The organism is Streptomyces sp. NPDC017448, from assembly GCF_044330565.1.
Lineage (GTDB): Bacteria > Actinomycetota > Actinomycetes > Streptomycetales > Streptomycetaceae > Streptomyces.
In genome coordinates this window covers 15,559-33,851 of sequence record NZ_JBIRLM010000020.1, presented here as the reverse complement: position 1 = coordinate 33,851, position 18,293 = coordinate 15,559, and the positions used below count along the sequence as shown (strand labels likewise).

Annotated in this window: 6 protein-coding genes; all 6 read left to right on the top strand. The window is 75.2% G+C overall.

Translation table 11 applies throughout. The features are described from left to right. Positions 1-88 precede the first annotated feature (88 nt). The 6 genes from ACH4K1_RS26855 (at position 89) to ACH4K1_RS26830 (ending at position 18,109) form a co-directional block, all read left to right on the top strand. A complete protein-coding gene (locus tag ACH4K1_RS26855) occupies positions 89-865 on the top strand; it encodes a thioesterase II family protein (protein ID WP_398092146.1) in 777 nt (258 codons plus the stop codon). Further along, positions 862-7,461 carry an amino acid adenylation domain-containing protein gene (locus ACH4K1_RS26850; RefSeq protein ID WP_398092144.1) on the top strand — a complete coding sequence of 2,200 codons (6,600 nt, stop codon included), beginning with the start codon at positions 862-864 and terminating at the stop codon, positions 7,459-7,461. The genes ACH4K1_RS26855 and ACH4K1_RS26850 overlap by 4 nt, the downstream gene beginning before the upstream one ends. A gap of 8 nt (positions 7,462-7,469) precedes the next feature. After that, the gene (locus ACH4K1_RS26845; protein WP_398092143.1) at positions 7,470-15,317 is read left to right on the top strand and encodes an amino acid adenylation domain-containing protein; all 7,848 of its coding nucleotides are present in this window, start codon (positions 7,470-7,472) and stop codon (positions 15,315-15,317) included. A 91-nt stretch (positions 15,318-15,408) separates the two neighbouring features. Then, complete coding sequence (locus tag ACH4K1_RS26840; protein ID WP_398092141.1) at positions 15,409-16,344, top strand: ornithine carbamoyltransferase; 936 nt, start codon at positions 15,409-15,411, stop codon at positions 16,342-16,344. A 109-nt stretch (positions 16,345-16,453) separates the two neighbouring features. Beyond that, on the top strand, positions 16,454-16,879 hold the full coding sequence (panD, locus tag ACH4K1_RS26835) for an aspartate 1-decarboxylase (RefSeq protein ID WP_398092139.1): 426 nt from the start codon (positions 16,454-16,456) through the stop codon (positions 16,877-16,879). Positions 16,880-17,107: 228 nt separating this feature from the next. Continuing rightward, positions 17,108-18,109, top strand: coding sequence for a TIGR03842 family LLM class F420-dependent oxidoreductase (locus ACH4K1_RS26830; protein ID WP_398092137.1), 1,002 nt, complete (start codon positions 17,108-17,110; stop codon positions 18,107-18,109). Positions 18,110-18,293: the final 184 nt, after the last annotated feature.

Here is an 18,293-nt window from a genome sequence, read left to right as displayed (position 1 = left end):
GCCCCGATTCCCCCATCCATCCCCGACACCGGAACACGACGACCGGCGGGGCACGGGCCCGTGCCCGGACCACCCCCTGGAGGGCCTGATGTCCATCTCGACCAACCCCTGGATAGCCAGGCTGCGCCCGGCGAGCAGCGGCCGGTACCGGCTCATCTGCTTCGCCCACGCGGGCGGCGGCGCCGCCACCTTCCGGGGCTTCGCCCAGGACCTGCCCGAGGACGTGGACCTGTGCGTGGTGCGGCTGCCGGGACGCGAGAGCCGGCTGAGGGAACTGCCGGTGCGCAAGATGGGCGAGCTCGTCGGCCTGCTCGAAGAGGCCCTGGACGAACTGCTCGACGTGCCCTACGGCCTGTTCGGCTACTGCTCGGGGGCGCTGACCGCGTTCGAGCTGGCCCGCCGGCTGCGCGACGGCGGCAACCGCCCGCCCACCGCGCTGTTCGCCTGCGCGTGCCCCTCGCCCGCCCTGGTGCTGCGCGGCAGCGGCGTGCACGAACTGAGCCGGCCCGACCTCGCCGAGCACCTCGACGCGCTCGGCATCATTCCCGACACCATCCTCAACACCCCCGGTCTCTTCGACATGTTCGAGCCGAGCGTGCGCGCCGACTACGAGGTCTACGAGACCGACGAGTACGTCGCCGCCGCCCCACTGGACCTGCCGGTCAGCGTGTTCGGCGCGACCGAGGACCCCAGCACGACCGTGCCCACCCTGCTCGACTGGCGGGGAGAGACCTCGAAGGACTTCTCGCTGCGGCTCTTCCCCGGCGACCACGGGTTCTTCGAGAAGGACCGGCGCGTCATCACCGACGCGGTCGCCGCCGAGCTGCGCGGCGCGGCGGCCCGGACCCCGGGAGCGGGCCGATGACGGGCGAAGAACTCTCCGACGTGAAGCGCGCGCTGCTGTCCCGGCTGCTCGCCGGCGCCGCCCGCCCCGCCGCCCGGCGCATCCCGCCGGCCGCTCCGGACCGCCGGGTGCGGCTCTCCAGCGCCCAGGAGCGCATCTGGCTGGCCACCCAACTCGCTCCCGACGTGCCGGTGTTCCATCTCGTGATGCTGGCCGCGGTGCCGGTGCGGCTGGACGCCGGGCTGATCGAGCGCAACCTGCGGGACGTCGTCGCCCGGCACGACTGCCTGCGGATGTCGGTCGAGGTCGACGACGGCGTGCCCCTGATGAAGGTGCACGGGAGCGACGCCGTCGACGTGGCGGTCACGGTCACCGACCTCTCGGCGGAGGCCGACCCCCGGGCGGCCGCGATCGCGCACGCGGAGGAGGTCGCCCGCCGTCCGTACCGGATGGACCGGGCGCCGCTGTGGCGGGCCGAGATCATGCGGCTGGACCCCGAGACCTCCATGCTGCTGTTCGCCGTCCACCACCTGATCGCGGACGCCACCTCGCTCGACATCATCGCCATGGAGCTGGCCGACCCCGCCTCCCGGCGCGAACTGCCGGTCTCCTACCGCGACTTCGCCGCCTGGCGCAGCGACGAGACGGCGGCCGGGAAGCTGGAGAACTCGCTCGCCCACTGGAAGCAGGAGCTGGCCGGGGTAGCCACCTCGCTGCCCCTGCCGCTGGACCGGCCGCGACCCGCCCTGCCCGACCTGGCCGGCCGTACCCTCCAGTTCGACATCCCGGCACGGACCACCGCGCGGCTGCGCGCCCTGAGCAAGGCCGAGGGGGTCACCCCGTACGTCCTGCACCTCGCCGCGCTCGGCGTGCTGCTCTCGCGGTACACCCACCGCGGGGACGTGCTGGTCGGCACCTACCTGGCGGGGCGCGGCGAACCGGAGATCCAGAACCTCGTCGGCATGTTCGTCAACCTGGTGCCGGTGCGGGTCAGGACGGCGGGCGCCCCGACCTTCCGGCAGCTCGCCGACCGGGTGCGCACCGCGACCGCCGACGGCTACGCCCACCAGGACGTGCCCTTCGAGCTGCTGGTCCAGCAGGCCGAGCGGGGCGCCGGCCGGGGCGAACCGCCGCTGGTCCAGGTGGGCTTCAACATGCTGCGGATGAAGGGGGCGTCCTTCGGGGAGGCCATCGACCTGCCCATCTCGCAGGACGTCTCGCAGCTCGACCTCACCGTGCACGTCGTGGAGCGCGCGGACGGCGCCCACAAGCTGATGATGGAGTACGCCACCGCCCTGTTCGACCCCGCCTCCGTCGAGCAGTTGGCCCGGCACTACCTCAACCTCCTCGACCGGCTCGGTGCGGCGCCGGACGTTCCGGTCACCGCCGTGCCCACCCTGACGGCGGCCGAGACGGCGGCCCTCTCCGCACCCGTACCGGCAGCCGCCCCCGACGCCGCCCGCCCCGCCCGGCCCCCGGAGCAGGAGGACCGGCCGCTGCTCGCCGACGCGTTCGCCGCCCAGGTGCGCGAGCGCCCCGACGCCGTCGCGGTGCGCGCGGGGGAGCGCACCTGGACCTACCGTGAGCTGGACGAGCGCGTGGGCCGCCTCGCCGCCGGGCTCCGCGCCGCCGGTGGACGGCCCGAGCGGCCGGTCGGCGTCTGCCTGGAGCGCGGGCTGCCCCTGGTGGTGGCGCTGCTCGCGGTGTGGCGGACCGGCGCGCCCTATGTGCCGCTCGACCCGGAGCACCCGCCGGCCCGCTGGGCCGCCGTCCTGGCCGAGGCCGGGGCGGGAACGTTCGTCACGGGCGCGGACCACCGGGACCGGGCCGCCGAGGCCGCCCCGGACGGCACGCTGGTGCTCGACGCCGACGGGTTCCCGGCCGGCCCGCTCCCGGCGGCCGACGGACCGGCCGCCGCGCACCCCCTCGACCCGGACAACGCCGCGTACGTCCTGTTCACCTCCGGCTCCACCGGCACGCCCAAGGGCGTGGTGATCAGCCACGCCGGAATCGCCAACCGGGTGTGGTGGTCGGTGCGCGCGCACGGGCTGACCGAGCGGGACCGGGTGCTCCAGAAGACCCGGATCGGGTTCGACGCGGCGGGCTGGGAGGTCTTCGCCCCGCTCGCCGTGGGCGGCGCGGTCGTCCTCGCCCCCCACGGGGCGGAGCGCGACCCGGCGGCCCTGCTGCGCGCCGTCGCCGACACCGGCGCCACCGTGCTCCAGGTGGTCCCCTCCGTGCTGCGGCTGCTGGTGGAGCAGCCGGGCTGGGAGGCGTGCTCATCGCTGCGGCTGCTCTTCTCGGCGGGCGAACCGCTCGACGCCGCCCTGTGCGCCCGGGTGCGGGCGCAGGTCCCGGTGGAGATCTGGAACACCTACGGGCCCACCGAGTGCTCCATCGACGCGACCGCCCACCGCTACGACGCCGAACAGGGCGAGGGCGCCGTCCCCATCGGCCGCCCCCTCGACGGCATGCGGGTCGCCGTCGTCGACCCGGACGGCAACCTGGTCCCGGACACCGTCCCCGGCGAGCTGCTGGTCAGCGGGCCCGGCGTGGCCAGGGGTTATGCGGGCCGGCCCGGCCTGACCGCCGAACGCTTCGTGCCCGACCCCTTCGGTCCGCCCGGCTCCCGGGCCTACCGCACCGGGGACCTGGTGCGCCGGGGCCGCGACGGCGTACTGCGCTTCGTGGGCCGCGCCGACGACCAGGTCAAGATCAACGGCGTACGGATCGAACCCGCCGAGGTCACCGCCGCGCTGCTGCGCGATCCCCGGACGGCGGCGGCCCACGTGGGGGCCGAGCGCACCGAGGACGGCCGCACCCGGCTGGTGGCCCATGTGGCGCCCGCCCCCGGGTGCAACCCCACGACCGCCGAACTGCGGTCCGCGCTCGCCGCGTTGCTGCCCCCCGTCATGATCCCGGCCGTCTTCGTCCCGCTCGACGCGCTGCCGCTCACCGAGAACGGCAAGGTGGACCGGGCCGCGCTGCCCGCCGCCGGGAGCGGACACCGGACGGGCCACGACCACGTCCCGCCCCGCACCCCGGCCGAGCGGCTGGTGGCGGAGGTCTGGGCCGAGCTGCTGGGCGACCGGACCCCGCACACCGGCCCGGCGGACCCGGCCGGCTCCCGCGACACCCCTCCGATCGGCGCCGAGGACGACTTCTTCGCCCTGGGCGGCCACTCGCTGCTGCTCGCCCGGCTCGCCGCCCGGCTGACCGAGCGGTCCGGGACGCCCGTCGCGGTGCACGCCCTCTTCGGATCACTGCGCCTCGCCGACCAGGCCGCCCTGCTCGCCCCGGGCGCACCCGCCGCCGACGTCCCGCCGCCGGTGCGGCCCGCCGAGCGCCGGGCGGGGGCGGAACACGGCCTCCCGCTCTCGTACGGTCAGCGCAGGCTCTGGTTCCTGGAACAGCTCAACCCGCACAGCCCCGAGTACGTCCTGCCGGTCGTCGTCCCGCTCGGCCACACCGCCGACCCCGCCCTCCTGCGCGAGGCGCTGGACGACCTCGCCGCCCGGCACGAGATCCTGCGGACCCGCTACGTGCGGCACGGGGGCGAACCCCGCCAGATCGTCGCGGAGCCCCGGGAGCCGGCGGGACGACCCGGTTTCGAGGTGCTCGACGGGACGCGGGAGACCGTGCTGGACACGCTCGCCGGGCGCATCCGGCAGGGCTTCCGACTGGACGGGGGCGCACCCTGGCGGGCCTCGCTGCTGCGCGGCGCGGGCCCCGGGGGGTCGGACGTGCTGATGCTGCTGCTGCACCACATCACGGCCGACGGCCAGTCGGTGCCGGTGCTCCGCGGCGACCTGCTCGCCCTGTACACCGCCCGGGCCCGGGGAGTCGACGCCGCCCTGCCCGGACTGCCCGTCCAGTACGCCGACTTCGCCGCCTGGCAGCAGGACTGGCTCACCGGGGAGCGGATGGAGGCCGAGCTCGCCCACTGGCGGGCGCGGCTGGCCGGGGCGCCCTATCTCGCCCTGCCCGCCGACCACCCGCGCCCACCCGTGCGGGACACCGCGGGAGCGGTGGTGGGCTTCCGCGTTCCCGCGGAGGTGGCCCGCCCGGTCGTCGCGGCGGGCCGGGCCCGCGGAGCCAGCGAGTTCATGGCGCTGCTCGCCTTCTTCACCGTCCTGCTCGGCCGCTACGGCGGACGCGAGGACATCGTGGTGGGAGCGCCGGTGGCCGGCCGCGCCAGGCCCGAACTCGACTCCCTCGTCGGCTTCTTCGTCAACACGCTCGTCCTGCGCAACGACCTGTCGGGCGACCCCTCGGTGGGGGAGCTGCTGGACCGGGTCAGGGCGGGCGCACTGGAGGCGTTCGCCCACCAGCACCTGCCCTTCGAACGGCTGGTGGACGAACTGGTCCCGGACCGGGACCTCTCCCGCACCCCGCTGGTCTCCGTGCTGTTCGACGTGGTCGGCCCCGACGGGGCGACGGACCGGGCCGGCGGCATGGAGCTGGACGAGCGGGCCGCCGGACTGTGGCAGGCGGCGAAGTTCGACCAGACGTGGACCCTGCGGGCCGCCCCCGACGGCTCCTACGACGGCACCGTCGAGTACGCCACCGCCCTCTTCCGCCCCTCCACCGTCCGGGCCATGACCGGGCACTTCGTGCAGCTGCTCCGGGGCGGCTCCGACCCCGGGACGCGGCTCTCCGCCCTCGAACTGCTGGCGGCCGGGGAGCGCGCCGCGCTCCTGGCCCCGGCACCGGACGCCGAGCCGGTGCGCACCGTGCCCGACCGGGTGGCCGAGCAGGCCGCCCGGACGCCCGACGCCGTCGCCGTGACCGGGGCGGGCGAGCACCTGACCTACCGCGAACTCCTGGCGCGCGCCAACCGGCTCGCCCACCACCTGCGGGCCGCCGGGATCGGCGAGGGCGACGTGGTGGGCGTCGCGCTGGCCCGGGGCTGCGGCCTGCTGGCGGCCGTCCTCGGGATGTGGCAGGCGGGTGCGGCGTTCCTGCCGCTCGACCCGGCGCACCCGGCGCGACGGCTGGCCGGGCAGTGCGCCGACGCGGGCGCGGTCGCGATCCTCGGCGACGGAACCCTTCCGGCCGACGCGGTGCCCGGGCTGCCGGTGATCGACGTGGTCGCCCAGGCCCCGGCGATCGGCGCCCGGCCCGCCACCGCGCCTGTGGTGCGCCGGGCGGGCGAGGACGCCGCGTACACCATGTTCACCTCCGGTTCGACCGGGCGGCCCAAGGGCGTGGTGGTGGGGCACGCCGCCATCGCCAACCGGATCGCCCACACCGTCTCCGCGCAGGGCCTGGGCGGAAGCGACCGGGTGCTGCACAAGACGAGGTTCGGCTTCGACGCCGCCGTGCTCGAACTGTTCGCCCCGCTCGCCGCGGGCGGCACGGTCGTCATGGCGGAGCCGGACGCCGAGCGCGACCCCGCCGCCCTGCTGCGCGCCGCGTCCGAGGGTGCGGCGACCGTGCTCCAGCTGGTCCCCTCCGTCCTGCGGGTCCTGCTGGAGGTCCCCGACTGGCCTCCGCTGCCCGCCCTGCGGCAGGTGTGGCTGGCGGGCGAGCCGCTGAGCGCGGAACTCGTCGCCCGGCTGCGCAAACGCGCCCCCGTGGAGGTCTGGAACACCTACGGACCCACCGAGTGCGCCGTCGACGTCACGGCCCACCCGGTGGACGCCGCGCAGAGCGCCGGCCGGGTGCCGATCGGCCGTGCCCTACCCGGCCTGCGGCTGCGGGTGCTGGACCGCGCGGGCCGACTCGCACCCACCGGGGTGCCGGGCGAACTGCTCGTCGGCGGCGTGGGGTTGGCGCGAGGGTACGCGGGGCGGCCGGAGCTGACCGCCGAGCGGTTCGTGCCCGACCCGTACGGTCCGCCCGGCGCCCGGCTGTACCGGACCGGCGACCTCGTGCGGCGGTCCCCCTCCGGGGAGCTGGAGTTCGTCGGCCGGGTGGACGCCCAGGTCAAGGTGAACGGCGTCCGGATCGAACCCGGCGAGGTGGAATCGGCCCTCGTGAGCCACCCCGACGTCCGTGAGGCCGTGGTGACCGTCCGCGAACTGGCCTCAGGGGGAAGCACCCTGGTCGCCTACTACCTGGCGGAGGGGGACGGCCCCGGCGCCGCGGCGCCGGCCTCGGCCGCACTGGCCGGGCACTGCCGGGAGAGGCTGCCCGCGGCGCTCGTGCCCGGCGCCTTCGTACGGCTCGACGCCTTCCCGCTCAACGCCAACGGGAAGCTCGACCGGGCGGCGCTCCCCGAGCCCGCCGCGACCGGCGCGCCCGGCGAACGGACCGCTCCCAGCGGCCCGTTGGAGGAGCTGGTGGCCGGCCTCTTCACCGAGGTGCTGGAGGTCGCCGATCCCGGGGCGAACACCAGCTTCTTCGCCCTGGGCGGCAATTCCCTGCTGGTCATCCGGCTGATCAGCGCAGTGCAGAGGGAGTTCGACGTGGAGCTGCCGCTGCGCGTCGTCTTCGAAGGACCGACCGTGGCGGACCTCGCCACGGCCGTCGAAGCGGCCGTCCGCGCCGAGGTCGACGCCCTGGCGGACGACGAACTGGCCGCCGAGGCCACCCTGCTGGACGCCGCACCGCCGCTCGGCGGTCCGGCCACCGCCGGTCACGGCCCGCACGCGACCGGAACGAACGAGGAGTGAGTGAAGTGATGGGGAACCAGGGTGCGCGGGACGCGGCAGAGCTCAGGGCCGAGATCCTCGCCAAGAGGCTGGCCGGCCGGCACGCGGGCCGCAGCCGCCGCGGCACGATCCCGCGCGCCGACCGGCAGCGCCCGCTGCCGCTCTCCTTCGGCCAGCAGCGGCTCTGGTTCCTGGACCGGCTCTCGCCGGGCAGCCCCGAGTACCTGGTGCCGTGGGCGGTGCGGGTGCGCGGCCCGCTGGACGCCGACGCGCTCCGGGACGCCTGGTACGAGGTCGTCGCGGCGCACGAGATCCTGCGCACCCGCTACGACCTCGCCGACGGCGAACCGGCCCAGCTGATCGGGGACCCCTCCGAGGCGGACTTCGCCGTCGCCGACTTCCTGGACCGGCCCGGGGGCGAGCGGGAGAAGCTCGCCCTGGAGTACGCCGACGAGCAGGCCCGCACCGCCTTCCGGCTCGACACCGACCTGCCCGCCCGGCTGAGGCTGGCCCGGATCACCGCGACCGACCACCTGCTGGTACTGGTCGTCCACCACATCGCCTGCGACGGCTGGTCCCTGGGGCTGCTCACCGACCGGCTGGTCACGGCCTACCGGCGCCGCACCGGCTCCGCCACCGCCGATTCCGCCCCGCCCGCCGGCGAACCGCCGCTCCAGTACGCGGACTTCGCCGCCTGGCAGCGCGAACGGCTCTCCGGGCCCGGCATCGCCGCCCAACTCGACCACTGGCGTACCGAACTGGCCGGCCTGGTACCGGTGGAGCTGCCCACCGACCGGCCCCGGCCCCAGGTCAGGGACTCCGCCGGCGCCACCGTCCGCTTCGCCCTGCCCGCCGAACTGGCGGACCGGGTACGGCTGCTCGCCCGCGAGCAGGACACCACGGCCTTCACCGTGCTGCTGACCGCCTTCCAGGTGCTGCTCGCCCGCCGCACCGGACAGCGGGACATCGCGGTGGGCGCCCCGGTCGCCGGACGCGAGCGGACCGAACTCGGCGGCCTGGTCGGCTTCCTGGTCAACACGGTGGTGCTGCGCAACCGCTGGCGGGGCGACCCCTCCTTCCTCGACCTGCTCGCCACCGGCAAACGCGCCGTCGAACAGGCCCTGGCCCACCAGGACCTGCCGTTCGAGCAGCTGGTCGAGGAGCTCGCCCCCGAGCGCGACATGTCCCGAACCCCCCTGTTCACCATCATGTTCGGCCTCCAGGGCGGCACGGCCGACGCCGGCCCCGAGCTGCCGGGTCTCACCGTCGAACCGGCCGAAGTCGCCTGGACCACCGCCAAGTTCGACCTCAACCTGCAGCTGGGCGAAGCGCCGGACGGCCGGATCGGCGGCTTCCTCGAATACGCCACCGCCCTGTTCGACGCCGCCTCAGCCGAACGTCTCGCCGAGCAGTACCACCGGGTCCTGGCGGAGCTGCTGGCCGCCCCCGGCCGCCCGGTCTCCGAGGCCGGGCTGCTCTCCCCCCAGGAACGGCGAAGGGTCCTGACCGACTGGGCGGGCGGGACCGCCCCGGACCGGGTCCTGGCCGAGGACCCGCGGCTGGCCGGACTCACCGGCATGCACCAGGCGTTCGAGGCCCACGCCCAGGCGGCCCCCGACGCCCGGGCGCTCTCCTTCGAGGGCGCGTCCCTGACGTACGGGGAGCTGAACGCCCGCGCCAACCGCCTCGCCCACGTCCTGCGCGACCGGGGCGTCGGCCCCGACGACCTGGTCGCCGTCAGCCTGCCGCGCGGTCTCGACCTGGTGGTCGGCCTGCTGGCCGTGGTGAAGGCGGGCGGAGCGTACGTGCCGCTCGACCCCTCCTACCCGGCGCCGAGGCTCGCCCAGATCCTCGCCGACACCGGACTGCGCCTGGTGATCGCCGAGGACGAGCGGGCCGGCGTCTTCACCGACGCCTACCGGGGCGGGCGGGTCGTGCTCGGCCGGGAGGCGGACGAGGCCCTGATCGCCGCCGCCCCCGCCACCGACCCCGCCCCCCTCACCACCCGCGACAACCTGATGTACGTCATCCACACCTCGGGCTCCACCGGACGCCCCAAGGGCGTGTGCATGACCCACGGGAACGTGCTCCGTCTCTTCGCCGCCGGCCGCGAGCACTTCGATTTCGGCCCCGCCGACGTCTGGCCGCTGTTCCACTCCTACGCCTTCGACGTGTCGGTCTGGGAGCTGTGGGGCGCGCTCGGCCACGGCGGCACGCTCGTCGTGCCGTCGTACGAAGTGACGCGCTCCCCGGAGGAGTTCATCGACCTGATGGCGGCGGAAGGGGTCACCGTCCTGAACCAGACCCCCTCCGCGTTCCGCACCCTGCTCGCCGCCGTGGGGCCCGACGACGCGCGGCTGCGCGCCCTGCGGCTGCGCTCGGTGGTCTTCGCGGGCGAGCGGCTGGAGCCCGCCGAACTCCTGCCGTGGTACGCGGCGGTCGGGGACGCCGGGCCCGAGCTGATCAACATGTACGGGATCACCGAGATCACCGTGCACGCCACCCACCACCGCATCCTCCCCGGCGAGATGGTCCCCGGCGCGCCGAGCACGGTCGGACGCGGCCTGTCCGACCTGCGCGTCTACCTGCTCGACCGGGACGGCGCGCCCGCCCCGGCGGGAGCCGTCGGCGAACTGCACATCGGCGGACCCGGACTCGCCCGCGGCTACCTCGGCCGCCCCGACCTCACCGCCGAACGCTTCGTCCCCGACCCGTTCGGACCGCCCGGCGCCCGGATGTACCGCAGCGGGGACCTCGCCCGGTGGAGCCCGGAGGGCGTGCTCGACGTCATCGGCAGGGCCGACAAGCAGGTGAAGATCCGCGGGTTCCGGATCGAACCCGGCGAGATCGAGGCGGCGCTGGCCGCCCACCCCGCCGTCCGCACCGCCGTGGTCCTGCCCACCACCGGCCACGACGGCACGGTGCGCCTGGCGGCCTACCTCGTCCCGGAGCGGTCCACCGCCACCGAAGAACCCGCCACCGAAGAACCCACCGCCGAGGAGCCCGCCGCCGAGGAACCCACCGCCGAGGAGCCCGGCGCCGCGGCCGAGGAGTCCGGCGGCATCGACCGCGCCGCGATCAGGGCCTGGCTGGCCGGCCGGCTGCCGAGCCACCTCGTGCCCGACCTCTACGTGGAGATCCCCACCGTCCCGCTGACGGCCAACGGCAAGCTCGACCCCGCCGCGCTGCCCGACCCCGGCGCGGCCGCGCCCGTCCCGGCCGGCCACCACGAGCCCCCGCGCACCCCCGGCGAGCAGCGGATCGCCGCCGTGTGGCGGGACGTGCTCGGCCTCGAACGGGTGGGCGTGCACGACAACTTCTTCGAGGCGGGCGGCGACTCGCTGCGCGCCGTCGCCGTCGTCGGAGCCCTGCGCGCCGAGGGCCTGGACGTCGCCGTGCGCGACCTGTTCGAGCACCGCACGGTCGCCGGACTGGCCGAGGCGCTCTCCGGCCGGACCGGCGCCGCCGAGCCCCTGCCGAGCGTCGAACCGTTCTCCCTGCTGGACCCGGTGGACGTCGAACGGCTGCCCGCCGGACTGGTCGACGCCTACCCCATGTCCCAGGTGCAGGTGGGCATGGTCATCGAGATGCTCGCCAGCAGCCTGAGCAACTACCACAACATCACCTCGTTCAGCATCCGGGACGGCGAGCCCTTCGACGCGGACGCGATGCGCTCGGCCGCCGCCGAACTGACCGCCCGCCACGAGGTCCTGCGCACCGCCCTGCACCCCACCGCGTACGCCCAGCCCCTCCAGACGGTGCACGCGGAGGCCACGCTGCCGCTGGCGGTCGCCGATCTGCGGGGCCTCGCCGCCGACGAGCAGGAACGCCGCGTGCGCGCCTACATCGCCGACGAGCGGCGCGAGGTCTTCGACCTCGCGAAACCGCCGCTGCTGCGGCTGGGGGTGCACCTGCACGACGACGGCTGGCGGCTGTCGATCACCGAGTGCCACGCCGTCCTCGAAGGATGGAGCTACCACTCCCTGCTGATGGAACTGCTCCACCTCTACCGCGCGTTCCGCGACCGCGCCCCGCTGCCCGCCTCCACGGTCCCCGCCACGCGGTACGCCGACTGCATCGCCCTGGAGCGCCGCACGCTGCGCTCGGTGGAGCACCAGGACTACTGGCACGGGGTGCTGGAGGAGTACGAGAGGCTGCGGCTGCCCGAGAGCTGGGCGGCGCCCGGCGACCGCGCCGACGCGTCCGTCCCGTACCAGGTGTGGGTGCCGGTGGCCGACCTCTCGGAGGGGCTGCGCGGGCTGGCCCGCCGGGCGGGGGTGTCGCTGAAGAGCGTCCTGCACGCCGCTCACCTCAAGGTGATGAGCACCCTCACGGAGGAGCGGTCCTTCCACTCCGGCCTCGTCTGCGACACCCGTCCCGAAGTGCCTGGCGCGGACCGGCTGTTCGGCATGTTCCTCAACACCGTCCCGTTCCCCTTCCGGCTCACCGCGACGACCTGGCGCGAGCTGGTGTCCGACGTGTACGCCCGGGAGTCGGAGGTGTGGTCCTACCGCAGGTACCCGCTCTCCTCGATGCGGCGGGGACAGGGCGCGGGCGGCGGCCGGCTGATCGACGTGTTCTTCAACTACCTCGACTTCCACATGGTCGACACCGAGCTGGTCGACTTCGGGGACAGCATCGACGAGAGCCCCAACGAGTTCCCGCTGGCGGTCACCTCGCTCGGCGGCCATCTCATCCTGACCACCAGCCCCGGGGTGCTGGACCGGCCGTACGCCGAGCGCCTCGCCGACACCTACCGCCGGGTCCTGGAGGCGATGGCCGCCGACCCGGACGGCGATCCGCGCGGCGCCTTCCTCGCCCCCGACGAGCAGGGGACGCCCACGGCCTCCCGGGCCGCGGGCGGCGCGGGGCACGAGCGGTCCGCCTCGGCGCCCACCCCGGCCGACCGGGTCGCCGAGCACGCCCGGACCGCCCCCGGCAGGACCGCCGTGACCACCGCCGACGGCACCGCCGTGAGCTACGCCGAGCTGGACGGACGGGTGGACCGGCTGGCCGCGCTGCTGCGCGGCCGGGGCGTCGGCCCCGACGTGACGGTCGCGGTGCTGCTGACGCACCGGGTGGAGCTGATCGTCGCGCTCCTGGCGGTCCTGCGGGCCGGCGGCGCGTACGTACCGCTGGACCCGGAGCACCCCGCCGACCGCCGGAACCACGTGCTCGCCGACAGCCGGGCCGCGCTGGTCCTCACCGAGCGCTCGCTGGCCTCCGCGCTCGGCCCCGACCTGGCCGCCCGCACCGTGCTCGTGGACGCGGAGCCCACCGGCACGGAACCGCCCGGGGCAGCCCGCCCCGGCCCGGCCACGACCCCCGGGCCCGGCCCGGACGGGCTCGCGTACACCATCTACACCTCCGGCTCGACCGGCGTGCCCAAGGGCGTGATGATCACCCGCCGGGGCCTGGCGAACTACCTCGACTGGGCGGTCCGCCACTACCGGGTGGCTCCGGGCGGCACGGTGCCCCTGCTCGGCTCGGTCGCCTTCGACCTCGCCGTGACCAACCTGCTGGTGCCGCTCACCGCCGGGGCCGCGGTACGGCTGCTGCCCGGCGAACGGCCCGTCGACGCGCTGGCGGAGCTGCTGCGGGGCGGGGGAGCGGAGGGGCCGGTCCGCTTCGACCTCGTCAAGATCACCCCCGCCCACCTGGAACTCCTCAAGGCACGGCTCGACGACGGCGGCCCGATCGACTCCGTGGGCGTCTTCGTGATCGGCGGCGAGGAACTGCGGCCGGACACCGTCGGGGACTGGCGGCGGCTGGCGCCGGACGCGGTGCTCGTCAACGAGTACGGGCCCACCGAGACCGTGGTGGGCTGCGTGGTCGCCGACGTCACCGGCCTCGCCCCCGACGCGCCCCGGGCGCCCATCGGCGAACCCGTCGACGCCACCCGGACCCATGTGCTGGACCGGTTCGGCAACCCGGTGGCCCGCGGCGTCGTCGGCGAACTCTTCCTCGGCGGCGCGGGACTGGCCCGGGGCTACCTGGGACGGCCCGACCTCACGGCCACGAGCTTCGTCCCCGACCCGTTCTCCGCCGAAGGGGGGCGGCTGTACCGCACGGGCGACCTGGTGCGCCGCCGCGAGGACGGCCAACTGGAGTTCCTGGGCCGGGCGGACCGGCAGCTCAAGATCGCCGGCCACCGCATCGAACCCGGTGAGGTGGAGACCGTCCTGCGGACCCACCCCGACGTCGCGGACGCGGTGGTCGTCGCCCGGGAGGACGTACCGGGCGACCGGCGGCTCACCGGGTACGCGGTGGTCGCGGAAGGGGCCGAGGCAGGGCCGGGCGAACTGCGCCGGTACCTCGCGGAGCGGCTCCCCGGCTATCTGGTGCCCTCGGCGGTCCTGCTCCTGGACGCGCTGCCCGTCACCCTCGGCGGGAAGACCGACCACCGCAGGCTGCCGGCCCCGCAGTCCCGGCCCGAGCTGGCCGTCCCGTACGAGCGGCCCCGCAACCCGGCCGAGGCGCGCCTCGTGGACATCTGGATCAAGGTGTTCGGTCTGGACCGGGTCGGCCGCGACGACGACTTCTACGAGCTGGGCGGGGATTCGATGACCAGCCTGCGCGTCGTGGCGGAGGCGTCGGCGCGCGGCCTCGAACTGGAGCTGCGGGACGTGCTGGAGCACCCCACGCCGGCCCGGCTGGCCGTCCGGCTCCGGGGCGGCGAGGTGGAGGACATCCGCGACGCGGTACGCGCGGACGCCGTCCTGGACCCGGAGTTCACCGTGGCGGCGGAACCCGCCCCGGTGGGTCCGGACGCACCGGTCCTGCTGACGGGGGCGACCGGATTCGTCGGCGTCTTCCTGCTGCGGGAGCTGCTGGACCGCACCCGGGGCACGGTGCGCTGCCTGGTCCGCGCCGGGGACGGGGCCGAGGGCGTGCGGCGGATCAGGGCCGCGATGGAACGGCTCGGGGTGCCCGACGCGGAGGTCGCGGAACGCGTCGAGGCGGTCCCCGGCGACCTGGCACGGCCGCGGTTCGGGCTCACCGCCGAGGCGTTCGACGCGCTCGGCGAGGGAGTGGCCGCGATCTACCACAACGGGGCGGCCGTCAACGCCGTGTACCCGTACGCGGCGCTGCGGGCGGCCAACGTGCTCGGCACCCGCGAACTCCTCGGCCTCGCCGCACGCCACCGCACCCCGTTCCACCACGTGTCGACCATGTCGGTGTTCTCGGTGGCACAGGGCGAACTCGGCACGGTCACCGAGGAGACCCCCACCGACGACCTGGACGGCATCACGGACGGCTACTCGCAGAGCAAGTGGGCGGCCGACGCGCTGGTACGGCAGGCAGCCGGACGGGGGCTGCCGGCCACGGTCCACCGGCTGGGCACGATCTCCTGGCACACCCGGACCGGCGCCGCCAACCCCGAGGACGTGGTGTGCCGGACCATCGACGCCTGCACCCACATCGGCGCGATCCCCATCGCCGAGCTGGAGCTCGACCTGACGCCGGTGGACCACGCCGCCGCCGCGATCGTCGCCCTGGGGCGCGACGCGGAGCAGCGGGCGGCCGCCGGAGCGGCGAGCGGGGAGGCCGAGGTGTTCCACATCATCTCCGGCCGTCCCGCGCGCTGGGCCGACATGGCCCAGTGGCTGTCCGAGCACACCGGCAGCCCCGTGGAGTCCCTGCCCTACCTCACCTGGCGGGCCAGGATCGTCTCCGCCGCCGAACTGCCCGGCGGCGGCGAGCTGAAGAAGCTCCTCCCGCTCTTCCCGAACATGGACTACGACCCGACCCGCCCGGTGCTCCAGCGCGACCACCGGGCCCCGTACACCGAACGGCGACTCGCGGCCCTGGGGCTGCGCTGCCCGGAGACCGGAAAGGAAGAGGTCCGCCGCTTCCTGAACCGCCACCGCCCCTGAGGCGGGTCCGGCACGGCCCCGCCCCGGGCGGCGGCCGTGCCGGACGGCGCCCGTCCAACCGACCAGCCCGACCGAGGAGATGGAGAATCCCATGCCCCAGCAGCGACGTCATCTGCTGTCGCTCACAGCGGTGACCGACGAGGAGCTGTTCCGCCTGGTGGAGAGGGCGAGCGGCTACGCCGCGGCCTCGGCGGCGGGCGACCCGTACCCGAAACCGCTGACGGGCCGGGTGATCGGCACGTACTTCAAGAAGACGTCCACCCGGACCCGTACGGCGTTCTCGGCGGCCGCGCTGCGGCTCGGCGCGGACGTCATCGCCTACGGCCCGGCGGACCTCCAGGAGAACACCGGCGAGACCACGGAGGACACCGGCCGGGTGCTGTCGCGGATGCTGGACGGCTTCGTCGTCCGCACGGCGGGCCCGGACCGGGAGATCGCCGCCTACGCGGCACAGGACCGCATGGCCGTCGTCAACGCGATGAGCGAGGGCGAGCACCCCACCCAGGCCCTGGCGGACCTGACCACCGTCCAGCGGCTGGCGGGGCGGGTCGACGGCGCCCGGGTCCTCTACGTCGGCGAGGGCAACAACTCCGCGATCGCCCTCGCCCTGGCGCTCACCCGGTTCAAGGACACCGCCCTCACCGTGGTCACGCCCCCCGGTTACGGCCTCCCCGAGGAGACGCGGAAGCTCGCCGCCGGGTACGCCCGGGCGTCCGGCTCCGCCTTCGCCTGCACGCACGACCTCGCCGAGGCGCCCGCCGCCGACTTCGTCTACACGACCCGGTGGCAGACGACCGGCACCAGCAAGGCCGACCCCCACTGGCGGGACGTGTTCGAGCCGTACCGGGTGGACGAGGCGCTGATGTCCCGCCACCCGGGCGCCCGGTTCCTGCACGACCTGCCGGCGCACCGGGGCGAGGAGGTGGCGGCGGCGGTCCTGGACGGCCCGGCGAGCGTCGCCTTCGACCAGGCCGAGAACAAGATGCACAGCGCCGCCGCCGTACTGGAGTGGTGCGTGGCGGGCTGACCGGCCCGTGCGGCCGGAGCCCTCCGGCCGCACCCCGTCTCCGTACCCCGCCGCGCGCGGCCGCTCGTCCCATCCGTAGAGAACCCACAGGAGTGAGGGAACGCACCCCATGTTCAGGTCCATGATGAAGTCGAAGATCCACCGGGCCACGGTGACCCAGGCCGAACTGCACTACGTCGGCTCCGTCACCGTCAGCGCCGACCTCATGGAGGCGGCGAACCTCCTGCCCGGGGAGAAGGTGGACATCGTCGACATCGACAACGGGGCGAGGCTCACCACCTATGTGATCGAGGGGCCGCGCGACTCGGGGGTCATCGGCATCAACGGCGCGGCGGCCCGGCTCATCAGCCCGGGGGACCTCGTCATCCTCATCGCCTACGCGATGGTGGAGGACCACGAGGCCGCCGGCTTCCGTCCCAGCGTGGTGTTCGTGGACTCCGCCAACGCCCCGGTGGCCTGCGGGCAGGACGCCACAGCGGTGCCGGACGGCCACGGACTGGTGCCCGGCGACACCGTCGTCGCGGCCGCCGGCTGACCGGTGGGGGCGGTCCCGCCGGGCGCGAGCCGGGGCGCGGCCGCCCCGCCCGGCGGTCTTCCCCCGGCCCGGGAAGTGCTCCAGGATGGTCCCCCGCCCACGACGCGCGACCGGGCGTGGCGGGAGACGGGCCGGCGCGCCCCGCTGTGGAAGGATTCCGGCAGCGCGCACGCCGGGCCGCAGACGGCGCCGACGCGCACGTGAGCCCCAGGACAGAGGAGACCCGTCATGGACTTCGGACTCGTCCTCCAGACCGACCCGCCCGCCTCGGCCGTCGTCGGCCTGATGCGCCGCGCCGAACGCAACGGGTTCCGCTACGGCTGGACCTTCGACTCGGCGGTGCTCTGGCAGGAGCCGTTCGTCATCTACAGCCGCATCCTGGAGCACACGGAGAAGATGACCGTGGGCCCGATGGTCACCAACCCGGGCACCCGCACCTGGGAGGTCACCGCCTCCACCTTCGCCACGCTGAACGACATGTACGGCAACCGCACCGTCTGCGGCATCGGGCGCGGCGACTCCGCGATGCGCGTCGCGGGCCGCCCGCCCAACACGCTGGCCCGCCTCGGTGAGGCCATCGACGTCATCCGGGACCTCGCGGAGGGCCGGGAGGCATCGGTCGGCGGGCAGCCGGTGCGGATCCCCTGGGTGAAGGACGGGCGGCTGCCGGTGTGGATGGCGGCGTACGGTCCCAAGGCCCTGGCGCTCGCCGGGCAGAAGGCCGACGGCTTCATCCTCCAGCTGGCGGACCCCTTCCTGACCGAGTGGATGATCAAGGCGGTACGGAAGGCGGCGGCCGACGCCGGACGGAACCCCGACTCCGTGACGATCTGCGTCGCCGCCCCCGCCTACGTCGGGGACGACCTCGGCCACGCCCGGGAGCAGTGCCGCTGGTTCGGCGGGATGGTCGGCAACCACGTGGCGGAGCTGGTCGCCCGCTACGGCGAGCACTCCGGCCTGGTGCCCGAGGCGCTGACCGCGTACATCGCCGGACGCTCCGGCTACGACTACAGCCACCACGGCCGCACCGGCAATCCGGACACGGCGTTCGTCCCGGACGAGATCGTCGACCGGTTCTGCCTGCTCGGACCCGTCGAGGCGCACATCGAGAAGCTGCGGGCGCTGCGGGACATGGGCGTCGACCAGTTCGCGCTGTACGGCATGCACGACGCGCGGGAGACGACCATCGACGCCTACGGGGCCGAGGTCATCCCGGCCCTCGGAGCCTGAGCCCCCCTCTTTCCCGTGGGGCGTCGGGCGGGCGTTCGACGCTCTCCTGGGCGCTCGGCGTGCCGGTGCCGTCGTCAGCCCGCGCGAGCGTGCCACTCGTCACGGTGAGAGCGCGGGCCGCCGCACCCGCGGCGGCCCTCGCGGTCCCTCGGCGCCCGCTCCCGTCGTCTCCTCGGAAAGGCCC